We start from the raw sequence: 18,988 nt of genomic DNA, 5'->3' as shown, positions 1-18,988 counted from the left end.
TACGGTTAGCGCTCTCGATTAATCAAATTTTAATTAAAAATTTTTCAATATGTCACATTACTTAAATTATAACAGCAGAACAGATAAACACAGTTTTTTTTCGGTAAAGGAAAAAGCATGGCATGGACTGGGTACCATAGTGGAATCGTATCCCAATTCTGCCGAAGCCTTGAAATTTGCAGGGCTTGATTATACAGTGGAGAAACGGCCTTTGTTTACCGTGGACTCGCATAATCTTGCAACTTTTAAAAGCCCTGATGAGGATGAAATGTATGACGGGTTTTTGCCCGATATTTTAGTGCCGAACTTTTATTCGACGGTTAGGACGGATACCGAGGAAGTCCTCGGGGTAGTGGGCAAAGACTATAAAGTGGTGCAGAATACAGAGGCGTTTGCTTTTTTTGATAGTATCGTCGGAGGTGGCGAAGGTATCCTTTACGAAACTGCAGGTGCATTGGGTAAGGGAGAACGTATTTTTATTACCGCTAAACTGCCCTCATATATCAAGGTGGGAAAGGATGACCTTATCGAACAGTATCTGTTTTTAACCACTTCCCATGATGGTTTTGGAAGCATTACCGCGGCTTTTACACCTGTGCGTATTGTATGTAACAATACGCTTAATGCTGCATTGAAAAATTCTTCTAATGTTGTCCGTATCCGTCATTCTTCGGGGGCTAACGACAGGCTTAAACAGGCGCATACCCTGATGGGCATTTCGGGTAGGATCGGGGACGAAATGGAATCCATTTTTAACCATTGGTCAAGGGTACGCATTACCGATGCTGAACTAAAAAAGCTGGTGCAGACGGCAATGGCTCCAAATAGGGAGGTTCTGGACAAGCTGCAAAAGGGACTGATCGATGAAGCTTCAAGCGTATATAAGAATATCGTAGATGAAGTTTATACCTATGCCTTGAGCGCACCCTCGCAGTTGATCGATACTGCCAAAGGAACACTTTTCGGGGCATACAATGCCGTAACGGGCTACTATCAGAATGCCCGAAAGTTTAAGGATAGCGAAGCCAAATTTAAATCCATTATTGAGGGAACAGCTAAGCAAAGGGGACAGTCAGCATTTGACCTTTGTTTAGACCTTGGCAAAAATGGCAATTTGGCCTTTCAGTTAAATTAATTCATCGGGAGCGGCAGCACCGCTCCCATAAAACTTAAGATCATGAGCAGGCTAAAGGAAAATACAGATTATAGTGCTTTACTGGAAATTGCACAGACCTTGCCACATTTCGATAATTTATCAGATATGGGCATATCGGCAGGGGATGCCGTTCGCATCCGCCATGCAGAGCACATTATTAAAGATGTGATCGGGAACAATGGGTATGAGATTTTATATAGAAGCAAAAGCATAGCACTTAGAAAAATAAAGGGGATAAAACGATAAGAATAAATTTTGGTGAGCATCATTCCTATGGCAGAGGTTGCGGGTTGGTATCATGGAAAACTGTGGTTTTTTCTGAGCCGTGACAGTTTTTGTTCATAGAAGATACCGATGTAAGGTTTTCAAAAACTGTCCGGCGGCGGGCTTCGCCCGCCCGTTTTTTCGGCAGCGGTTTTCCATGCACCATTGCCCGGTCAAAACTGACTGCCGCTATTAGGATGTTTCTAAATTGTCAACACAGCCTATAAATATTTGGTTTCACTGGATTTGTCAGCTTTTCATTGAGTTACCTACTATTCAATCATTATCGTAGATGTCATATTCACTACTGGAAAGTACCTCGAATTTTTTGTAAAATTCGCCCCGGTGGTAAAACATGTAGGTAACCGGGCTGGTCTTTAAGCCTGTTCCCGGTATATGCCAGTCTGATTCACATATTATCTCCATCAATTGGTCTTCCGTAAAATTGTATATCTCTTCATTTTGTACATAAATCAGTATGCAGTTGTTTTTTCCTGCGGTTACTAGCCATCCGCGCTGACTGAAATATTCGGCTAGGAGCAATGCTCTTGCTTTAACAAATTCGCTTGACTCATTTATTTCCATCTAAACAAAATAAATAAAAAACCGGAAACTTAAAAATCTTGCTTCAACTGCGGTAAGGGAATGGAGATGCTAGTGTTTTCAGGAGAAATCTGGAATATTTTACTTTATAGTCGGAGAGTGGGATAAGCCTGGTTATAAGAAAGGCAAGCTTGAGATTTTCTTTTAATGATAAGTCTCGTTTTGAAAACAAAAAAGGATAATCAAATTAATGATTACCCCCATCTAAATTAACGCTCTCAACTGAAAGTTGATGTAAGGCTCTCACCCCTTACGAAACAATTATACGCAAAAAAGGGTTAAACGGTTTTAATGTAAGAAATAATTTTTTCGTATACGGGCCTTCTGTAAGATAGAGCAAATTACTTCAGATAGGCGTTCTTTAAAGTTTATAAGTATAACTTATTTTCCTTTTTGTATACTGATAGGCGTTATTTTTGTCCTGCATGGCCAGTTCATCGATATAGCCGTTTGCCATAACTTTGTAGTTATCAAACAACTTTTTTCTGGATATCATCTGTGCCTTGCTGAACATCCAGGATTCATCGTTCGTAAAACGGAAGCAGAGTTCACTATAAATCTGGGCCCTGAGCTGTTTTGCCCTGAAGTCTTTCATGCCTGTTTTTATTACTTTTTCTATCTGCTCTTTTGCCTTGGTCAGGTTTTCTAAAGTACCTTTTGTATGTTGATAGGGTTCTGCCAACATCTGGTTATGCGTATAATAGATTAGAGCGCGATAGAAAAGACTGGTTGTATCATCAGGATTCCTGATGAGGTTTTTATCAAGGCTGTCTGCCACCTTTATATATTTGTCTTTGGGCGGTACATGGAGTAGATTGCTTTCAACGGTCATTAGCAGGCCATTGACACTTTTGGTCTGTGGAAGCTGCCCCCGGGATGATAGGGAACTAAACAAGCCAACTATAACGATAATTTTTGCGGTTAGTATTTTCATATAATGATAGATTTTGATACAGTTTTATAAGGCTGAAAATGGTTGGTTTTGTTAATTGGCCATCAATCGATCCTCACTTTGATTTCAATTTCAAAGTATTGCTCCCTAATCCCATAGCGCATTTTTGCGTCGCTTCCATATGCTATCTCCAATCTTTGGCGTATGTTTTCCAATCCCTTGTGCATGCTGGTTGCCCTGCTTTTTCTATTCGGCAGGTTTCGTGATTGTATGCTAAGGAATTCACCGCAGTAGCTAATTACTAGCTTGGCAGGATGTTGGGGATCAAGAAAGATTCCGTGTTTAAATATGTTCTCGGCAAGTGTTACCAGTACAAGGGGAATGAACTTTATATTTTCTATGCCGTCTCCGGTTTCAAAGGTAAGGCTAAGTTTCTCCTCAAACCGTGTACTGTGAAGCAAGATGAGGCTTTTTACTTGGGTTATCTCTTCTTTCAGGGGGATAGTAGACTCTGTAAACTCACAATCTATACTATAACGCATGAGGTCGGATAAGGTCATTACTGCTTCAGCTGCTTTTGGGGAGCTGGCCAATATGTCCTGATAGATAAAGCTGAGTGTATTGAAGAGTAGGTGGGGATTGATCTGTGCCTTTAGGTAGGAGTTTCTAGACTGTTCGAGTTTTGCTTCCATATCCCTTTTGGTAAGCTGGATCTGAAAACTGGCTCTTTCAGCAGCCTCTCTGATCTTGACTTCTTTTAGGTGGACAAGAAACAGATGGTAAAAGGCTGCATTTCCCATAAACATCGCGGCCCGATATAACACACCAAGAACATATTTATGGCCCATCTCGAGTTCTTGAACAGTCTTCCAGGACTGGTGCTTTAGAATCCTGGTATCTACAATATAATTTATAAGTAGATAACATAAAAAAGTGAAGCCCCCGATTAGTGGAAGTTTCCATATCCAGTGAAAGTTAGTTCTGAATATTATGGGATATGCCCAATGTGCACAGAAATAAAAGAGCAAAATATTTATGATGTAATGGATAATATAGCTTTCAGTATCACCGAACAGGCCAGTGGAAAAGCCGACAATAAATATCTCACATAGGATGAAGACTGTCCATCCGATCAGGTGGATCTTTTGCTTTTTTATAAAATTTAGAATTTTGTTCATCACGGCTATAATCGTATTGGTCACCCCTGAATTATCCCCGGTGTAATAACTTTTTTCTGGCATTTTTCTGCCCCTAGTTTCAGGAAATAAACTATGAAACACCAGCAGAAAAGGCTGAAGAAAAAAACAGTTTTTATCTTCCGCACGGCAGGAGACCGAAATCTCCAGAGTACTGATCCAACCGTGACCAGTCTCACCATTACCGTTACCGGGACACATATCAATGTAGACCGTTAAATTTTAAGATCTGTTAAATCCGGCCGGTTAACAAAGTCTTTTCTTCTAAAAACTTCAAAAGGTTACTTTTATAAGTGCCTCCCATCTGTACCTGATATCCCTGTCCAAGGTTGATCGTGTTGCCCACTATCTTCTGGATTTTTTTCGCGTTGATTACATGGGAACGGTGTACCCGGTAAAATAGGTCTTTATTGAAAATCTTTTCTACTTCTTTCAATGTCAGGTATACCAGCTCCTTTTTTTCAGCAGTAACCATACTGACATAATTTTTTGCACTTTCAAAATAAAGGATATCCTGTTTATGGATCCTGGAAAGTTTCCCCTTTTCACCGGTCTTAAAAAATTTAATGTTTTTTCCCTGTCCGTCGGTTTTGGAAAGTTCGTTATCGATTATACCCATGACCGTTTGGGTAAATTTAGCGAGGTTAATTGGTTTAAGCAGATAATGGTTAGCCCTGACCTCAAAGGCCTCAAGCGATCTGTTATAAGCACTGGTAAAGATAATGGACCTGGCCTTTGGCCTGAGTTCCTTCGCGAGTTCTATGCCTGAAAGATGTGGCATTTCAATGTCCAGGAAGATGATGTCAATCTCGTCTTCAGCGGTGATGCCCGAAAGGGCTTCGAGTGGATTGTTGAAGGTTTTGAACAGTTCAAGATTGGGCATTGAACCGATGTAGGTTTTGAGTAGCGCAATGGCGTGTTTCTCATCGTCGATGATCACGCATCTTATCTTATTTTTCATAAGCTTAAGGTTGGTTTGATGTGTACTTGATTTATTTCATTTTCTTATTTATTGTTAAATGTGAATAATAAGGATATTACGGTTTTTTGATTAATTAGCAGAATTTACTTCGGATATGTCCTTTCGATTTCTCCAGATATTGGCTTTTCTGGAAAAAAATCTTTGATTGAACATTCAAAGATTTCTGCGATCTTGTTTAGATGGTTTAGGTTATACTTGTCAGGAGTTTTTGTACTTTCAACGTTCCCGACAAATTTTCCATTTAAGCCCATTAAAATCGACAGTTGCTTCTGGCTAACATTTTTTAAAAGCCTGATCTCCCTCACTTTATCAATTACAAACTGCTCAATTTCAGATGCTTTGCCCATTGAAACTAAGTAAAGAATAATGAAAAAATTGTTTGCCCTACTATAGTAGGGTTTTTGGATTTTTTAGTTATATTTGGAGTGTATTAAATAGGTATTAATAAGAGTCTTGCGGTCGCAATTTCTGACGCCGTGACGTAGGACAGCAGATTAATGCCCATATCTATATGTAGAAATATAATATATTTGTGTTTCGAAATAGATGTGGGAACTGCTGTAATTCCGTGTCACGTAAGGCGTCAGAAACTTTATTGCACCACGGTTTGTAGTTCTCACATTTATTGAGCACATTCCATCAAGACTCGTATAACCAATACGGGTATGAAAAAAAGTAATCCATTTTTTCGAGTGACTGACCAATACTTTAGGTGTGGATTATCTTGCTATGGCCCAGGTATCCTTATTTTTTTATGGTCCCAAATTTCTTCCCTATGTTCATGCCCGTTCGATCGGATGTATGCATTGAAACCAAAAAATCCTGAATGATGTTGCTTCTGCCTGCAGGTGGCAACGCTTAAATTTTATTATGGTTTGGGTATTGGTTCTTAAACCATCTGTAGGCATTTCTATTAGATCTAAAATTGCTTTTAGATCTGGTTTTCCTATTAATCAACTAACTGAACAATTATGAAAAAATCGATAATTTTTATCGGAATGGCTGTGCTATGCCTTTTTTTTAAGGGATATACGCAAAGCAAAAAACAAGCAATTGATAGTCCTTACGGTAAAATCCCATTGAAGGTGGGGGAAAAGGTTCCGGACTTTCTGTTTCAAAATCTGGTGAATGGTGATAGAAAGCCGTTCACTTTGTCTTCGCTAAAAGGTAAAGCTTTGATCCTGGATTTCTGGGGGACCTGGTGTAGTAGTTGCATCAAGGGTTTTCCAAAGATGGAAAAATATCAGGAGAAGTATGGTAAGAATCTACAGGTGCTGTTGGTCAATGACTCAAATGTTGATTCTGTGGAAAATATCGCACTGTTTCTGGAAAAGAGGATAGCGGATGGTGAGGAGGTCCGCTTGCCGGTAATTTCCGAAAGGACTTTTACGCAGATTCTTTTCCCTCATAAGCTTTATCCCCATGTGGTTTGGATCGGGGCGGACAGGCGTTTGAAGGCGATGACCAATGCCAGGGCGGTAACGGATGAGAATATTGCCAGGCTTATCGCCGGTCTGGATCTTGTTATACCGGTTAAGGAGTTTTAAGATGATGGGATTGATGAACAAATATTTGTGGAGGTCCGCTATTTCTTTAGGTGCTTTTTTGCTGATGTTTTTTCTGCAGGTTTCCGGCGCATTGGCCCAGGTTGGAGGTAGCAGGCCTAAGGTCAATCTCGCTGTGCTTAAGGGGAATGTGTTTGCTCCGGACCTCAGTAGGGTGCAGATTTTTATAAGGGCGAAATCCAGTATCAGTACATCAGCCGATTCGCTGGGGAATTTTTCAATTCCGATCAGAAAGTTTCCCGATACGGTTACGATATCGGCCTTTGGCTATTTTACCACGACGCGGATCATCAGAAATCTCTCGGATGCCGATCAGCCCGTAAAAATCAGGCTGGTGCCGGATATTAAGGATCTGGGGCAGGTTGAGATCAATACAGGTTATCAGAAGGTGCGGCCAAATGAAATAAACGGTACGGTTTCAGTGGTGGATGAAAAGCGGCTTAATGCGCGGACGGGGACGAATATCCTTGAACGGATTATTGGGCAGTCTTCGGGTGTGCTGCTGAATGTGGGCAAAGCAAACGGTAACCCGCAGAATAAGACGGGTATTTCGGTCAGGGGGCTGGGTACAATCAATGGCCCCTTGGATCCGCTGATTGTGCTGGATGGGTTTATTTATGATGGAGATATTGCCAATATAAATCCGTTTGATATTGAAAATATATCAATTTTAAAGGATGCTTCTGCTGCTTCCATATGGGGCGCCAGAGCGGGCAACGGTGTGATCGTGATTACTTCCAAGAAAGGCCGTGTCAATCAGGCGGCAACCATCAGTTTCACTGCAAATGCTACTCTGAGGGCGCTACCGGATCTTACGAAGGTTTCACAGATGAGTTCCGCTGATTATATAGCTGTAGAAAAGCTGCTTTTCGGTAAAGGTTTCTTTGATAGCCAGATCGCGACAGGATACCAGTCGCTGACACCTGTGGTGGAACTTTTGCTGGCCGAACGGTCAGGGAAGATCAGTTCTGAACAGGTTAACCTGGAGCTGGAGAAGCTAAAAACAGTGGATCTGAGGAGGGAATACCTTGATGAATTTTATACCAACGCATTGACGCAGCAATATGGTGTCAATATTAAGGGAGGGAGCCCTAAGCATGCCTATACGGTTTCAGGGGCTTATGATCATGTCAGGGAGCAGAATTTTGCACGGTCACACCGGTATAACTTGAAGGTAAGTGACGACTTTAAACTTTATGAAAAGTTGAGTCTTTCTACTAACCTATATATAAACTCTTCCGGTTTACGTTCAGGTGCGCCGGAATACGGGGTGCTAGCCTATGCCAACCGCCAGCCTCCTTATGTCAGGCTGCGGGGGGAGAATGGGGAACCGCTCCGCTGGGCACAGGTTTACAGGCCGTCCTTTACGGATACTTTGGGCGGGGGAAGGTTATTGGACTGGAATTATTTTCCTACCGAAGAATATAAGCATGTTTATAATACTTCTTTCAGACAGGATATATTCGGAAGTCTTTTGCTTAAATACAAAATATTGGATTATCTGAGTCTGGATGTGAGTTATCAGCACGAGAGCCAGAATTCGAAGGTTTCCTATATTTCTGATGCGGAGAGTTTTTATGCACGGAACCTGGTCAATTCTTTCAGTCAGATCATTCCTTCTACGGGCACGCTGAGATATAATATCCCACGGGGGGGAATGCTCCGGACTACGGACGAGGAGGTGAGTTCGGCAACAGGTAGGGTGCAGGTGAGTTTCAATAAACTCTTTGGTGTTCATTCCCTAAATGTAATTGCCGGAACTGAAGCTAGGCAGAGTGATACCAGAGCAAATGCCAATATGTTTTATGGTTATCAGGAAGATCCGCTGAGTTTTGGGAATGTGGATTATACGGGTGTTTTCCAGGATTTTGTTACAGGAAATTCAATGCAGATCGGATCGGGGGATGCGCTGTCGAGTTTAAAATATAGGTTTATTAGTATGTATGCCAATGTCGGTTATACCTATAAGGGCAAGTATACGTTCTCGGGCAGTATCAGGCGGGACGGCTCGAATATTTTCGGGGCGAATACCAATAACCGTTGGAAGCCGTTGTGGTCGGCGGGTTTGGGCTGGACCGTTTCAGATGAGGGTTTTTACCCTATTGACTGGCTGCCTGTGCTGCGCATTACAGGGACATTTGGTTACAGCGGCAATGTGGATCTGACCAGAACGGCATTACCTGTTGGTATTTATGGTACAAATGCGGTTTTAGGACTTCCATTTGCCAGGATCCGGAGCATCAATAATCCTGATCTGCGGTGGGAGAAACTCTCTCAGTTTAACCTCACGCTGAATTTTGCTTCAAAGGGGCAAAGGTTAAGTGGTGCGCTTTCTTACTTTCTGAAAAAGGGAACGGATCTCTATGGACTGGCTGATTACGATTATACGACCTGGGGCAGTGCTCCCCAGCTGATGAGGAATGTTGCCGATATGAAGGGTTATGGAATAGATGCTGAGCTGCACGGTAAGAATGTATCAGCAGGTTCTTTCAACTGGAGTACGGATCTTTATTACAATTTCAACAGAAGTAAAACGGTGAAATATCTGGAAAGAAATATAAACGCACTGGCGAGTTTATTGGGCGCGGGCGCGTCGATCAATCCGATAGTGGGTAAACCGCTTTATGCGATTTCTGCTTACAGATGGGGAGGACTTGATGGTTCTGGAAATCCGCAGGGGTATCTCAATGGTAAGCTGAGTACAGATTACGCGGCGATGCTGAACGAGGCGAATCTGACAGGGGGAAATCTTAAATATTTTGGTTCAGCATCACCGGAGCATTTTGGCTCGCTGGTCAATACCTTCAGGTATAAGTCTTTTGGCCTTTCTTTTAATATTTCTTATAGGTTAGGTTACTACGCAATGAAAAAGACCATTGAATATTCTACGCTGGTGAATTCAGGGATCGGGCATGCTGACTTTGGATTACGCTGGCAGAAGCCCGGGGATGAACTGCTGACTACGGTCCCGGCATTTATCTATCCGCTGAATACGTCCAGGGACTCTTTTTATTCAGTAGCTGAACCCAATGTGATACGGGCAGATAATATCCGGCTTGAATATGTGAATTTCAGCTGGCTGGTAAATACAATAAAGTGGAAGTTCCCTTTCCGTAACCTGGAGTGTTTTCTGAATGCTGCCAATCTTGGCCTGTTATGGAAGGCTGACCAATCTGTTGCCGATCCGGATTTTCAGAATCAGATTTTGGCTACTAAGGCTTACACACTGGGTGTTAGGGGTACGTTTTAACCAAATAATGGATGAATATGAAAAAAATATATGTTTTGTTATCTATGGCCGTGTTGACTATGATAACATTTGCCGGTTGCAAGAAATACCTGGATGTCAAGTCTGATGCGAAGCTGGTGGTTCCTGGCACCGTTGCTGATCTCCAGGGGATACTTGATGATGCGACCTTGATGAACCTGGCCAGGACACCATCTTATGGGGAAAATTCCTGTGATGATTTCTTTTTGCCAAAAGTAAATTATGATGCAATTTCGGAAAGGATGCAGGATATCTATAGATGGAGAAAAAGTCCCTATCGGTTTGCCAATGACTGGTCGACAGCTTATCTGCCGATATACAATGCCAATCTTTGTCTGGACCTCCTGGGTGGTATTGCACGGACTTCGCAAAACGGGAGAGACTGGAACAATGTTAAAGGCTCGGCACTGTTTTTCAGAAGTTATTATTTCTATTTTCTTACTGTAAATTTTGGGGCTGCCTATGATGTGGCGGGTTCTCCAACTGATCCGGGTATTGTGCTTCGGCTCGTTTCTGATTTTAATGTCAGATCGGTTCGGTCCAGCGTTCAGGACTGCCTGAACAGGGTTATCGTCGATACAAAAGAATCTCTTTCTCTGCTCCCGGAGACGCCTTTGAATCCGTTGCGACCGTCCAAGGCAGCAGCTCTTGCGCTTCTTTCAAGAGTTTATCTTTGCATGAATGACTATGAACATGCTGCGATGTACGCTGATGAATGCCTGAAAATAAAAGGAGGCTTAATGGATTATAATGGGGATCCGGATATTATCGGTTTAGATCAGAATATCCCTTTTAGAAGGTTCAACAGGGAAACGATATTTTATACTGAAATGTATGCTGGTTTTGGATTGTTGAATACAACCAGGGCTAAGATCGATACGGCGTTATATGCCTCGTATTCCGCTAATGATCTCCGTAAAAGGGCGTTTTTCCGTGCCAACGGGCTTTATCAACAGTTCAAGGGCAGCTACAGTTCCAGCGCTACCGGTTTTTTTAGTGGTTTTGCCACTGATGAACTATACCTCACGCGGGCTGAGGGAAGGGCGGTTGCCGGAAATCTGAGCGGGGCGATGGATGATCTTAACCTGTTGTTAAGATCAAGGTGGAAGAATACGGTTGCCTATGTTCCTGTTGCTGCATCTAATGTAGAAGATGCACTTGCCAGGATCCGCGCTGAACGGCGGAAGGAGCTTTTGATGAGGAATATCAGGTGGTCCGATATCAAGCGGCTGAACAAAATAGGTGCAGGGATCATCTTGAGGAGGTCGGTCAATGGAGCGGTATCTGAGCTTTTACCGAATGCGCCTTTTTATGCGCTTCCATTACCGGATGATATCATAGCGGAAACCGGTATCCCACAGAATTGAATTTAGGTTTAGTTAATGGCAAGGCAGGGCCGGATGGCCCTGACCTTGTTAATAGCTGGTTAAAAGGTTTTATTTACATAAACAGCTGATGGGTCGTCGGAGCCAGAAATATAGTATCTGCTTGAAGTTGACTCAAGGGCCTGTAAGTCGGCTTCTGTCCTCAAAGTACTGCCTGATAGGTAGTCAGAATCAATAGTTACAGAACAGGCAACTTCAGGTTCGCTGTCACATCCGCCTGTATTCGGGGTTGTGTTCCAGTTGCTTTCAGTGGTCACATTGGCCTGACTGAAATCCGGGCCGTGATAATATACCGTTACCGGGATACGTTTACCACTTTTGGCAGAGGTAGGGGTTTTGAATGCAGATTGGGTAACCACCAATGTGATTCCGAAAACTAAGGCTAAAAAGCCTGACGAGATTTTTTTTAAATTTTTCATGTTAAAGTTGTTTTTGACATTTAGGTATTGTGGCGGTGCCACTTTAATTTAAGTGATTGATTATTGCTGGACCTTTCGGTCTGGGTCAGGTACTTTACTTCCCCGAGCGTCCCGGATAATTATACCTGCCGAGGCCTCCTTTCTTTAATTATCGATAAACTGAGCGCTGTTATGTTGAGGGCAAAGAAGAATAGGTTGAAGATCAGATGGTTTCTCCAGCTTAAAGCTTTGATGATGCCCCCACAGCTGCAGGGTATTTTTGGGTAATATCCTGTAAGGACCAACAGGGTATAAACCGTAAAACTGCCTATTATTATCAGGGATAGAACTAAACCAATCCTAAAGGTTATTTTGACACAAAGCAAAACCGCGGTAAAAACCTCCAAGATGGGAATTGTATATTTTAAGATACTGGTTAAAAGGGGCGAAAAATTTTGCAGTGTGAGCTGGTGTTCAAATGAAATGAAGTTCAATAATTTTGAACCTCCGGTATAGGTCCAGAGGATTATAAGCAGGCCTGAAGCAAATTTTATAATAGGTTCTTTCATTTTTTTCTGATTACCGATCAAAATTGAGCATACCCAGGCTGTTTTAAGGTTCCTGCTTAGGAACAAATGCATATCGGGATTTAGATTTTAGATCCTGGGGCAGAACTGAGGGCTATTTATTTTTGAAGTATTTATTCTTCAGTGTACTAAGTGTATGGGCATGCATGCCAATTGAATCGGCTATATCTATGGATGGGGCCAGCTGAAATATATTTGGATGGAGTTCTAACAATGTGGCCAAGCGGTCATCTGATTTTACATTTTTGATGTCGAATGCCAGGTGAAAAAGTTCTGTGAAATTATTTAGGGTGATTCCTTCGATCACTTTGTGGAATTCTGGGAACAGTTTGTAAAGGTTGTGGAGGTGGTCCGAGGGGATCGCTATCAATGTAGCTTCACCGATGGCGGTTGTCTTTAACTGGAAGTCTTCCTGGTTCCTCTCGAGGAACTGTGGCAGCATCATGCCTTCAAAATGGAAAAGCAGTAGGGATCTTCCTGGTTCAACCTTACTGTCCAGTTTTGTTTTAAGTGTCCCTTTACTGATGAATATCAGTGGGTAGTCCTTCCAGTGTGATGTATCAATCGGGTTATTGGCCGTTAAAAAGATCTCCCTTAAAACAACTTTTAAATAAGCCCTTAAGGGGCTGCTCAATGGATGGTATCCGTTAAGTTTTGCGTAAAATGATTCGTAATCCATGTTTTTAAATCCAAATAAAAAGGATTTCGGTGCTTGGTCAAGTGGTATTTTCTACCACCTCACACCACCCCAGAAAAATGAACTTAATTTTTTTTGATTTTTTACTCCCTTTGTGATTCATTTATTTGCATGACACAGTTTCTAAACCGGTAGATTCACTGGTTATTGCGTGGGTATCCTATACTCATGAAAAGATTAAAATTGGTTTTGGGCTTTGGCAAGCATCTCAGCCAACTTATCGCTTACAACGCCGATATCAACAGCACTTGGAACGTAGTAGCCGTTACTGAAACTTTTCTCTGAAATTCTTTCCGTTTCTGTTGTACTGACGTGTGAAATGATGTATTCATGTACCCTTTTGGCCTTGCGCTCAGTTATGATACCCACTTCTACAGCTAGAAATATAAGGTAGGCCAGCTGCTTTACCGAAAGCGAGACTTTGTACTTAGCATCAAGTATCCCTGAATTCATCAGCTCTGAGTTAAGGAAATCAAGTTGTTTCATAAAGTCCAGTTCAGATTCGAGCACCTGCAGCAGTGAACAGTTTATTTGGGGTAGATAAGGGTTATAGGAAATAGTGTTCTCGCTTGGTACCTGGGAGATCTGCTTTTTCAGAAAGATCAGTTCCCTGAAATGTTCTGAAATGGTAATAGAATCCTTAAGTTTTCCGTTTATACCGTGTACGTAATATTCGAAGAACCTGGGATGGTTAAATTCCCAGGAAATCAGGTTATTTATCAGTGTCTCCTTTGGTATATGCTTTTTTATGTTCTTGTGCAGATAATCAAGTAGCTTGTCGCTGAATGCTAAATGCCGAAAGCGTGGTGGATCTGCCAACCTTAAATATAATGCATCTAACAATATTTCGATAAGCTCCTGGTCTATATTGGATTTTTTTAACAACGAAAGATATTCTTCGGTTGTTATATCAAGTTGTTTCACATGGTCTGAAATTGTCTTTTTGGTCAAAAGGGTGTTGTAGTCAAACTGGTCGCTGAAATAAGTGTGTATGTGTCGGATGATGGTTTCTATTCCGTTTAACATTAATTCAAGTAGCTTTTTCAGATCGTCGGTCAGGTCCTCCCTGAATGAAAGAATATCCTCTATTTCCTTTGCGGTCCGTGTTAGGGTTCCGAGCAGAAAATGGATAAAATCGGGAAAGTTGGAAATGTCATGTGGTTGGTAGGTATCTATCTTTTTAATTATTCTTTGAGTTTCTTCCTCGATGGCTGTCTGACTCGTCAAATCATCATCATTCAAACCAAGGTTGTTGTTGATGAGATAGATAATCTGTCTAAAATAATCCAGTTGAAAATCCATTTTGAAAATTTAGGAGGCGTTAAGTTTCTCCTAAATTTAGTTGAGGTAATGTTTTTCGGGAAATAAACTACACCAGCAGTTATCCTGAGAGGATGAATAGCGCTATTGCCGTGATAAATTTATTAGGTAAGGTTTTTTAATGTTTAAATAGACTGCCTCATATTGCCTGTAAAAATGGGGTGGTAATTTTTACCACCATGTTGCAACTTGACACATTGATCATAGATTAGTCTTTTTGCATCAACTGTTTATTGTATCAAAACCAGATTTTTCTATCTGATTTAACGGAAATCACTATGGACAAACTTAATGCTATCCTGGACGTTTTGCTCAAAATTTATGAACTTATGCAACTGATATATTCTAAGTCCTATGGCCAATTAAAACTGCCGGAGGATCAGATACTGACCCGGCTTGAGGTGATGGAGTATCTTGGGATAAGTGAAAGCACTTATAAGAGAAAGGTAAGAAAGGGGATCTTGAAGCCAAGTAAGCTACCAGGTGGGGACAGGTTTTATAAGAGTGAGCTGAAAGAGGAGTTTTTCGAAAGTAAACGAAGGGGGAGGATCTGATAAGCAATGTTAACAATGGAGATTCCGATATTCTTTATAGGTACTCGTAAAAATACTGATGTTCAGTGTTTTATTGAATTAAATGGCGTCTGCTCAGCCAAAACTCAGCCACAGAAAAAAGAGAGGTCAATTAATATGGCATTCTCCACAAAAAACCATCAAACAACTAGAGATAAGTTATTTGATGGTTTTAGAAATCCAATCTCCGATAGAATTCCACCATGAAATAGAACTTTGAATTCTATGGAAATTCCGGACTTGCCCTATACCATTCCAAGATTGTTTAAGGGAAATAAGATTGAATCTGTTCCTAAAGGTAGCACCTGGGCTAAAGAAGAAGCCCTCCAGAGCTGGTATGTCGATTTTTTTTTCACAACCCACAGACTGGTCAGATGGAAAGGTTCAGGCCGACTAAGAACCTTAACCGGATAAAAGATCCAAACGAAAAGCTTAAGCATTTTACAAGGTTGTGCGAAGCTTATACGGTGGCATTGGAAGATGGCTGGAATCCGCTTGATGAAAGATCCAATGCGGACTCAAAAAACAGATCAGTTCGATAAACCTGTTGCAGGCTAAAATACTGTTTGAACAATACCATATAACAAAGGGTACCAGGGAGAAATCCCGCAGATCTTACCTTTCCAAGGTTAACCAGTTCATCAGTTATTACGGCGAGGATAAAAAAGTAACCGATATCACAGATTATGAGATTACAGATTTTCTCAATACAATGGAAAGAAATGAGAAATGGGTTGGTGTGACCTATAACAGTGCTAGAATCATTCTCAACAACTATTTCAGGTATCTAAAGGTTAACAAATATATTCCTGTTAATCCAGTTACCGATACGGAGACCAGAACTAAAATCAAGACCGAATCGCACCAGATATTTTCTGATGAGGACTTCAAAAAGATTACGACTTGGTTAAAAAAACACGATCAGTATTGTCTTTTATTCGTTCGCATGATTTACTATACCTGTATCAGGCCTAAGGAGCTCCGTTACCTGCAATTGAAGTATATCGATCTAAAAAGAAATGTAATTACGGTTCCGGCATCAGTCGCTAAGAATAAAAAGTCACTGCCCGTACATATTGACCCTAGTTTGTTGAAGGAGCTAAAGCCACTAAAGATCGCGACTTATCCGGATGATTATTATCTGCTTGGTTCTACTACTTCGATTGTCGGACCGGAAAGGATTGGAGAAAATACGCCCTATAATAGATTTCAGAAATGCCTGGAAGAGACAAATCTTTTAAATAATAACTATACACTTTATTCGTTCAAGCATCTTTCCAATGTTTAAAAATTTAAGGCGGGCTGGACCCTGGCAGAAATTTGTTCGGCCAATAGGCACGGAATTCTTGCGGAGACGGAAACATACCTTAAAGATCTCTTAAAATTCGTGAAAACAGATAAGGTCATCCCAAAGATCCAGTGTACCTTGATCTTTTGCGTTTCCGTGGGATATCCGATAAGATCTGGGCAAGATATTTGGCCTTTAGGCTGTCTTCTTTTTTCTGAAAAGAACTGTTGGGAAAATGCAGTGCATGTATTTCTGTTATTTTCCTGGCAATATCTGCTAGATGAGTGAATTTCGTGCTAAAGCTGTCAAGTTTTTTTCGAGTTCTATGCCCCTTTCAAATACGTGCATAATAACGAGTTCTGTAGAAATCTCACCTTTTTCTATGCTGTTCAGTAACCTTGAAAGGTTTTGAATGCGGTTTTATTTGACCTATTTATTGTGGTTTCTAATATTTTTTCATCCATCTTGACCATTCTTTTCGAAAATGGAAAGTTGATCAATTTTGTTTTCAGAGGCTGGAGAAATAGAATCTTCCAATGGATCTACAACTGTATCAGATTGGTCAAGCGGTATGCGCCGCTGGGCGAGCAGGAATATCTTTTAGGCATAGTCTGTATGATAATAGGGTAACGCAAAGATTGAAGGAAATACTTGCCAAATAATAACGGGAATGTTAAACAATGGCCAGCTTCCAAATACCTCTTCCAAAATCACCTAGGGCCAACCCTAATATGGGTTAAAGGCAATGGTAGCCCACACCCAAATGATAAGATCATAAATTCCTTTTTTCATTTTTATAAAATTCGTAGTCAAAATTTGGTTATTAGTTGGTAAAATTTGAAGTTAAAAGCATGAGTAAAATGCTCAACTTCGTTAAGTTCCGTGCATGAAATTTAACGGCATAGCTAACCGTGCCATTTATCAACTAAAACTTCTGTTATGATTATGAGATTAATCTTTGTAAAGCAATCTCTCTTAAGAGCAATGCTTGTATTTTGTGTAATGCTGGCAATATCCTGTCAGAAAATAATACCACTGCCAACTGATGTCCCGAAAGAAACATCCCCTAAAAAAGATTTAACAACGGTCAAAACTACAACGTTTAACAACGCTAAGGGAAAACAGATCTACTTTCCAACTTACATCTGGGATGGAGCGGCCAACCAGTACATTGTTCAATCCAGAACGGATTATGATAGTCCTGCCAGTCGCTTCTGCACTAATCGATCGATCGCAAGTGATAATTTTATCATCTTCTGGGAAGCGGGTTACGGAGCTAATCCTGAAACAGCACCCACGGGCTATCAGGTCTCGATGACTAACATCATCTCCAGATTGGAATCCATGTACACCTATTACCGGGATGGTCTTAAATTTGTAAATAAGGGAAGTTCGCTTACCGATACTTATCGAATGGTTGTTTACCTGTTTTATAATAAAGATTTTGGGACAGTATATGGGGCTGGAGCAGATGATAAGACTGGGGTTTTGCTTCTTTACCCCTTACGCCTACAAAGCGAGCCCTATGGAGCTCTTGCCCATGAGTTGGGCCATGCTTTCCAATACATGGTTCATTGCGATGGGAAGGCAGGTTTTACTGACGGTACACATTGGGAAATGAGTTCTCAATATATGTTATGGAGGTATTATGGTAATTGGCCTTTATTTGAATCTTATCACGTGAGTGCATTTCTTAGCCAAACCTACCTATCTTACACGCATGAAGATAACCAATACCACTCGCCTTTCGTACTAGAATATTGGGCCAGTAAGCGGGGCGAAAATTTTCTGGGCACCTTGTGGAATTCTGCTCAGGTGGGCGACGATTTTGTAATGACCTACAAAAGATTAACAGGGCGAACCCAGGCTGCTTTTAACGACGAAATGTTCGATGCTTACAGTAAATTCATTACTTGGGATATCGATAGGGATAGAACTACGATGTCCAGCTTTGCAAACCTACACACTGCTACATTAAATCAGGTTAGTAACGGCTGGCTACAAATTGCACCTAGTAATGCTCCGCAGAATTATGGTTATAATGGTGTCCGCTTAGATATACCTGCTGCAAACACGAATGTAACAGTTGATTTTAAGGGGTTAACTTCAGCCGCTGGATATAATGTTATGAATCCGGACAAAGCAGGATGGCGCTATGGATTTGTTGCCGAAAAGTCGGATGGAATGCGGGTTTATGGTCCAATTGCAAATAGGGCGATCGGAAGCATAAACTTTACTGTCCCGGCCAATACGTCTTCTTTATGGTTGGTGGTCATGGGAGCACCCAACGAGCATTGGAAACATAACCCAGATTACAATAATAACAATGATGAGCAATGGCCCTATCAGATCAAAGTTTCTGGCACCACGGTGAACAGTTCATTTATTAAGTGACCTAAATCTTTTTTATAGTTAGAAATTAACTATAAAAAGCAATGAGCGATAGCAAAACAAAACTTACTGGCAATTAAGTGTAAAAATCCTGTTCGCGATGATCATGATTAATCTTCGGCTAGTAAAAAATTCGTACTTTTCCAATCTAGACAAGCCTTCCGGACATTCGGAAGGCTTGCTTTGTTAAAGCGTTACGCTATCACCTCTTATTTAATACAGTATAGTAAGTGACTTAAGAATTCAAGTAAAGTTGTCCTGCTGCGAGGAACATTATTCCAATTCAAACGCTTGTAATTAAATAGATTGAGAACTTTAAAATATTATGTTTCTGTAAAGAAAAGGCACACTCCGATTGGTATGTACCAGAAGCGGAATATTTAATTCTCCCGTTGGTAAATAATAAATAATGTGAAATAAGTAA

At 41.1% G+C, this 18,988-nt stretch carries 18 protein-coding genes; 9 read left to right on the top strand and 9 right to left on the bottom strand.

The window, feature by feature from the left end:
• Nucleotides 1-49: 49 nt before the first annotated feature.
• Entirely contained in the window at nt 50-1,135 is a 1,086-nt protein-coding gene (locus tag AC1RJ8_RS06745) for a DUF932 domain-containing protein (RefSeq protein ID WP_492953038.1), read from the top strand.
• A 42-nt stretch (nt 1,136-1,177) separates the two neighbouring features.
• The gene (locus AC1RJ8_RS06740; protein WP_492953039.1) at nt 1,178-1,402 is read left to right on the top strand and encodes a hypothetical protein; all 225 of its coding nucleotides are present in this window, start codon (nt 1,178-1,180) and stop codon (nt 1,400-1,402) included.
• Nucleotides 1,403-1,696: 294 nt separating this feature from the next.
• On the opposite strand, the gene AC1RJ8_RS06735 is transcribed toward AC1RJ8_RS06740, so the two are convergent.
• From AC1RJ8_RS06735 to AC1RJ8_RS06725, 3 genes are all read right to left on the bottom strand, one after another.
• Nucleotides 1,697-2,005, bottom strand: a complete 309-nt coding sequence (locus AC1RJ8_RS06735) for a hypothetical protein (RefSeq protein WP_492953040.1) — start codon at nt 2,003-2,005, stop codon at nt 1,697-1,699.
• 379 nt (nt 2,006-2,384) lie between these two features.
• The gene (locus AC1RJ8_RS06730; protein WP_492953041.1) at nt 2,385-2,957 is read right to left on the bottom strand and encodes a hypothetical protein; all 573 of its coding nucleotides are present in this window, start codon (nt 2,955-2,957) and stop codon (nt 2,385-2,387) included.
• A gap of 62 nt (nt 2,958-3,019) precedes the next feature.
• Entirely contained in the window at nt 3,020-4,156 is a 1,137-nt protein-coding gene (locus AC1RJ8_RS06725) for a sensor histidine kinase (protein WP_492953042.1), read from the bottom strand.
• 30 nt (nt 4,157-4,186) lie between these two features.
• Here AC1RJ8_RS06725 and AC1RJ8_RS06720 point away from each other — a divergent pair, with 30 nt between their 5' ends.
• Nucleotides 4,187-4,330 (top strand): hypothetical protein, encoded by a 144-nt coding sequence (locus tag AC1RJ8_RS06720; RefSeq protein ID WP_230145082.1) that lies wholly within the window; start codon nt 4,187-4,189, stop codon nt 4,328-4,330.
• A 13-nt stretch (nt 4,331-4,343) separates the two neighbouring features.
• On the opposite strand, the gene AC1RJ8_RS06715 is transcribed toward AC1RJ8_RS06720, so the two are convergent.
• Complete coding sequence (locus AC1RJ8_RS06715) at nt 4,344-5,072, bottom strand: LytR/AlgR family response regulator transcription factor (protein ID WP_492953043.1); 729 nt, start codon at nt 5,070-5,072, stop codon at nt 4,344-4,346.
• 104 nt (nt 5,073-5,176) lie between these two features.
• Nucleotides 5,177-5,440 carry a helix-turn-helix domain-containing protein gene (locus AC1RJ8_RS06710; protein WP_492953044.1) on the bottom strand — a complete coding sequence of 88 codons (264 nt, stop codon included), beginning with the start codon at nt 5,438-5,440 and terminating at the stop codon, nt 5,177-5,179.
• 624 nt (nt 5,441-6,064) lie between these two features.
• Here AC1RJ8_RS06710 and AC1RJ8_RS06705 point away from each other — a divergent pair.
• The 3 genes from AC1RJ8_RS06705 to AC1RJ8_RS06695 are packed head-to-tail and all read left to right on the top strand — an operon-like array spanning nt 6,065 to nt 11,293.
• Complete coding sequence (locus tag AC1RJ8_RS06705) at nt 6,065-6,640, top strand: TlpA family protein disulfide reductase (protein ID WP_492953045.1); 576 nt, start codon at nt 6,065-6,067, stop codon at nt 6,638-6,640.
• 13 nt (nt 6,641-6,653) lie between these two features.
• The gene (locus tag AC1RJ8_RS06700; RefSeq protein ID WP_492953046.1) at nt 6,654-9,908 is read left to right on the top strand and encodes a SusC/RagA family TonB-linked outer membrane protein; all 3,255 of its coding nucleotides are present in this window, start codon (nt 6,654-6,656) and stop codon (nt 9,906-9,908) included.
• Between the two features lie 17 nt (nt 9,909-9,925).
• The gene (locus tag AC1RJ8_RS06695) at nt 9,926-11,293 is read left to right on the top strand and encodes a RagB/SusD family nutrient uptake outer membrane protein (RefSeq protein ID WP_492953047.1); all 1,368 of its coding nucleotides are present in this window, start codon (nt 9,926-9,928) and stop codon (nt 11,291-11,293) included.
• Nucleotides 11,294-11,352: 59 nt separating this feature from the next.
• Here AC1RJ8_RS06695 and AC1RJ8_RS06690 read toward each other — a convergent pair whose 3' ends face one another.
• The 4 genes from AC1RJ8_RS06690 to AC1RJ8_RS06675 all read right to left on the bottom strand — a co-directional run bounded on the left by AC1RJ8_RS06690 (nt 11,353) and on the right by AC1RJ8_RS06675 (nt 14,295).
• On the bottom strand, nt 11,353-11,730 hold the full coding sequence (locus AC1RJ8_RS06690; protein WP_492953048.1) for a hypothetical protein: 378 nt from the start codon (nt 11,728-11,730) through the stop codon (nt 11,353-11,355).
• A 119-nt stretch (nt 11,731-11,849) separates the two neighbouring features.
• Nucleotides 11,850-12,278, bottom strand: a complete 429-nt coding sequence (locus tag AC1RJ8_RS06685) for a MauE/DoxX family redox-associated membrane protein (protein ID WP_492953049.1) — start codon at nt 12,276-12,278, stop codon at nt 11,850-11,852.
• 112 nt (nt 12,279-12,390) lie between these two features.
• Complete coding sequence (locus tag AC1RJ8_RS06680; protein ID WP_492953050.1) at nt 12,391-12,975, bottom strand: cyclic nucleotide-binding domain-containing protein; 585 nt, start codon at nt 12,973-12,975, stop codon at nt 12,391-12,393.
• A gap of 195 nt (nt 12,976-13,170) precedes the next feature.
• A complete protein-coding gene (locus AC1RJ8_RS06675; RefSeq protein ID WP_492953051.1) occupies nt 13,171-14,295 on the bottom strand; it encodes a hypothetical protein in 1,125 nt (374 codons plus the stop codon).
• A gap of 296 nt (nt 14,296-14,591) precedes the next feature.
• On the opposite strand from AC1RJ8_RS06675, the gene AC1RJ8_RS06670 reads away from it, so the two are divergent.
• The 3 genes from AC1RJ8_RS06670 to AC1RJ8_RS06660 all read left to right on the top strand — a co-directional run bounded on the left by AC1RJ8_RS06670 (nt 14,592) and on the right by AC1RJ8_RS06660 (nt 18,567).
• Nucleotides 14,592-14,867, top strand: coding sequence for a helix-turn-helix transcriptional regulator (locus AC1RJ8_RS06670; RefSeq protein WP_492953052.1), 276 nt, complete (start codon nt 14,592-14,594; stop codon nt 14,865-14,867).
• A 565-nt stretch (nt 14,868-15,432) separates the two neighbouring features.
• Nucleotides 15,433-16,173, top strand: a complete 741-nt coding sequence (locus AC1RJ8_RS06665) for a tyrosine-type recombinase/integrase (protein WP_492953053.1) — start codon at nt 15,433-15,435, stop codon at nt 16,171-16,173.
• 945 nt (nt 16,174-17,118) lie between these two features.
• Nucleotides 17,119-18,567, top strand: coding sequence for a DUF6055 domain-containing protein (locus AC1RJ8_RS06660; protein ID WP_492953054.1), 1,449 nt, complete (start codon nt 17,119-17,121; stop codon nt 18,565-18,567).
• Nucleotides 18,568-18,988: the final 421 nt, after the last annotated feature.

The organism is Pedobacter sp. GW822-FHT03F06 (assembly GCF_058801365.1).
Note: the sequence above shows the minus strand (reverse complement) of the source record. Positions and strands in the feature narration are given on the sequence as shown.

What these genes read in the sequence shown, in the direction of transcription:
- AC1RJ8_RS06710 (WP_492953044.1), bottom strand. Translation starts at nt 5,440, where the DNA reads ATGGGCAAAGCATCTGAAATTGAGCAGTTTGTAATTGATAAAGTGAGG.
- AC1RJ8_RS06675 (WP_492953051.1), bottom strand. Translation starts at nt 14,295, where the DNA reads ATGGATTTTCAACTGGATTATTTTAGACAGATTATCTATCTCATCAAC.
- AC1RJ8_RS06685 (WP_492953049.1), bottom strand. Translation starts at nt 12,278, where the DNA reads ATGAAAGAACCTATTATAAAATTTGCTTCAGGCCTGCTTATAATCCTC.
- AC1RJ8_RS06720 (WP_230145082.1), top strand. Translation starts at nt 4,187, where the DNA reads ATGAAACACCAGCAGAAAAGGCTGAAGAAAAAAACAGTTTTTATCTTC.
- AC1RJ8_RS06730 (WP_492953041.1), bottom strand. Translation starts at nt 2,957, where the DNA reads ATGAAAATACTAACCGCAAAAATTATCGTTATAGTTGGCTTGTTTAGT.
- AC1RJ8_RS06745 (WP_492953038.1), top strand. Translation starts at nt 50, where the DNA reads ATGTCACATTACTTAAATTATAACAGCAGAACAGATAAACACAGTTTT.
- AC1RJ8_RS06700 (WP_492953046.1), top strand. Translation starts at nt 6,654, where the DNA reads ATGAACAAATATTTGTGGAGGTCCGCTATTTCTTTAGGTGCTTTTTTG.
- AC1RJ8_RS06725 (WP_492953042.1), bottom strand. Translation starts at nt 4,156, where the DNA reads ATGCCAGAAAAAAGTTATTACACCGGGGATAATTCAGGGGTGACCAAT.
- AC1RJ8_RS06660 (WP_492953054.1), top strand. Translation starts at nt 17,119, where the DNA reads ATGAGATTAATCTTTGTAAAGCAATCTCTCTTAAGAGCAATGCTTGTA.
- AC1RJ8_RS06715 (WP_492953043.1), bottom strand. Translation starts at nt 5,072, where the DNA reads ATGAAAAATAAGATAAGATGCGTGATCATCGACGATGAGAAACACGCC.
- AC1RJ8_RS06680 (WP_492953050.1), bottom strand. Translation starts at nt 12,975, where the DNA reads ATGGATTACGAATCATTTTACGCAAAACTTAACGGATACCATCCATTG.
- AC1RJ8_RS06695 (WP_492953047.1), top strand. Translation starts at nt 9,926, where the DNA reads ATGAAAAAAATATATGTTTTGTTATCTATGGCCGTGTTGACTATGATA.
- AC1RJ8_RS06670 (WP_492953052.1), top strand. Translation starts at nt 14,592, where the DNA reads ATGGACAAACTTAATGCTATCCTGGACGTTTTGCTCAAAATTTATGAA.
- AC1RJ8_RS06735 (WP_492953040.1), bottom strand. Translation starts at nt 2,005, where the DNA reads ATGGAAATAAATGAGTCAAGCGAATTTGTTAAAGCAAGAGCATTGCTC.
- AC1RJ8_RS06705 (WP_492953045.1), top strand. Translation starts at nt 6,065, where the DNA reads ATGAAAAAATCGATAATTTTTATCGGAATGGCTGTGCTATGCCTTTTT.
- AC1RJ8_RS06740 (WP_492953039.1), top strand. Translation starts at nt 1,178, where the DNA reads ATGAGCAGGCTAAAGGAAAATACAGATTATAGTGCTTTACTGGAAATT.
- AC1RJ8_RS06690 (WP_492953048.1), bottom strand. Translation starts at nt 11,730, where the DNA reads ATGAAAAATTTAAAAAAAATCTCGTCAGGCTTTTTAGCCTTAGTTTTC.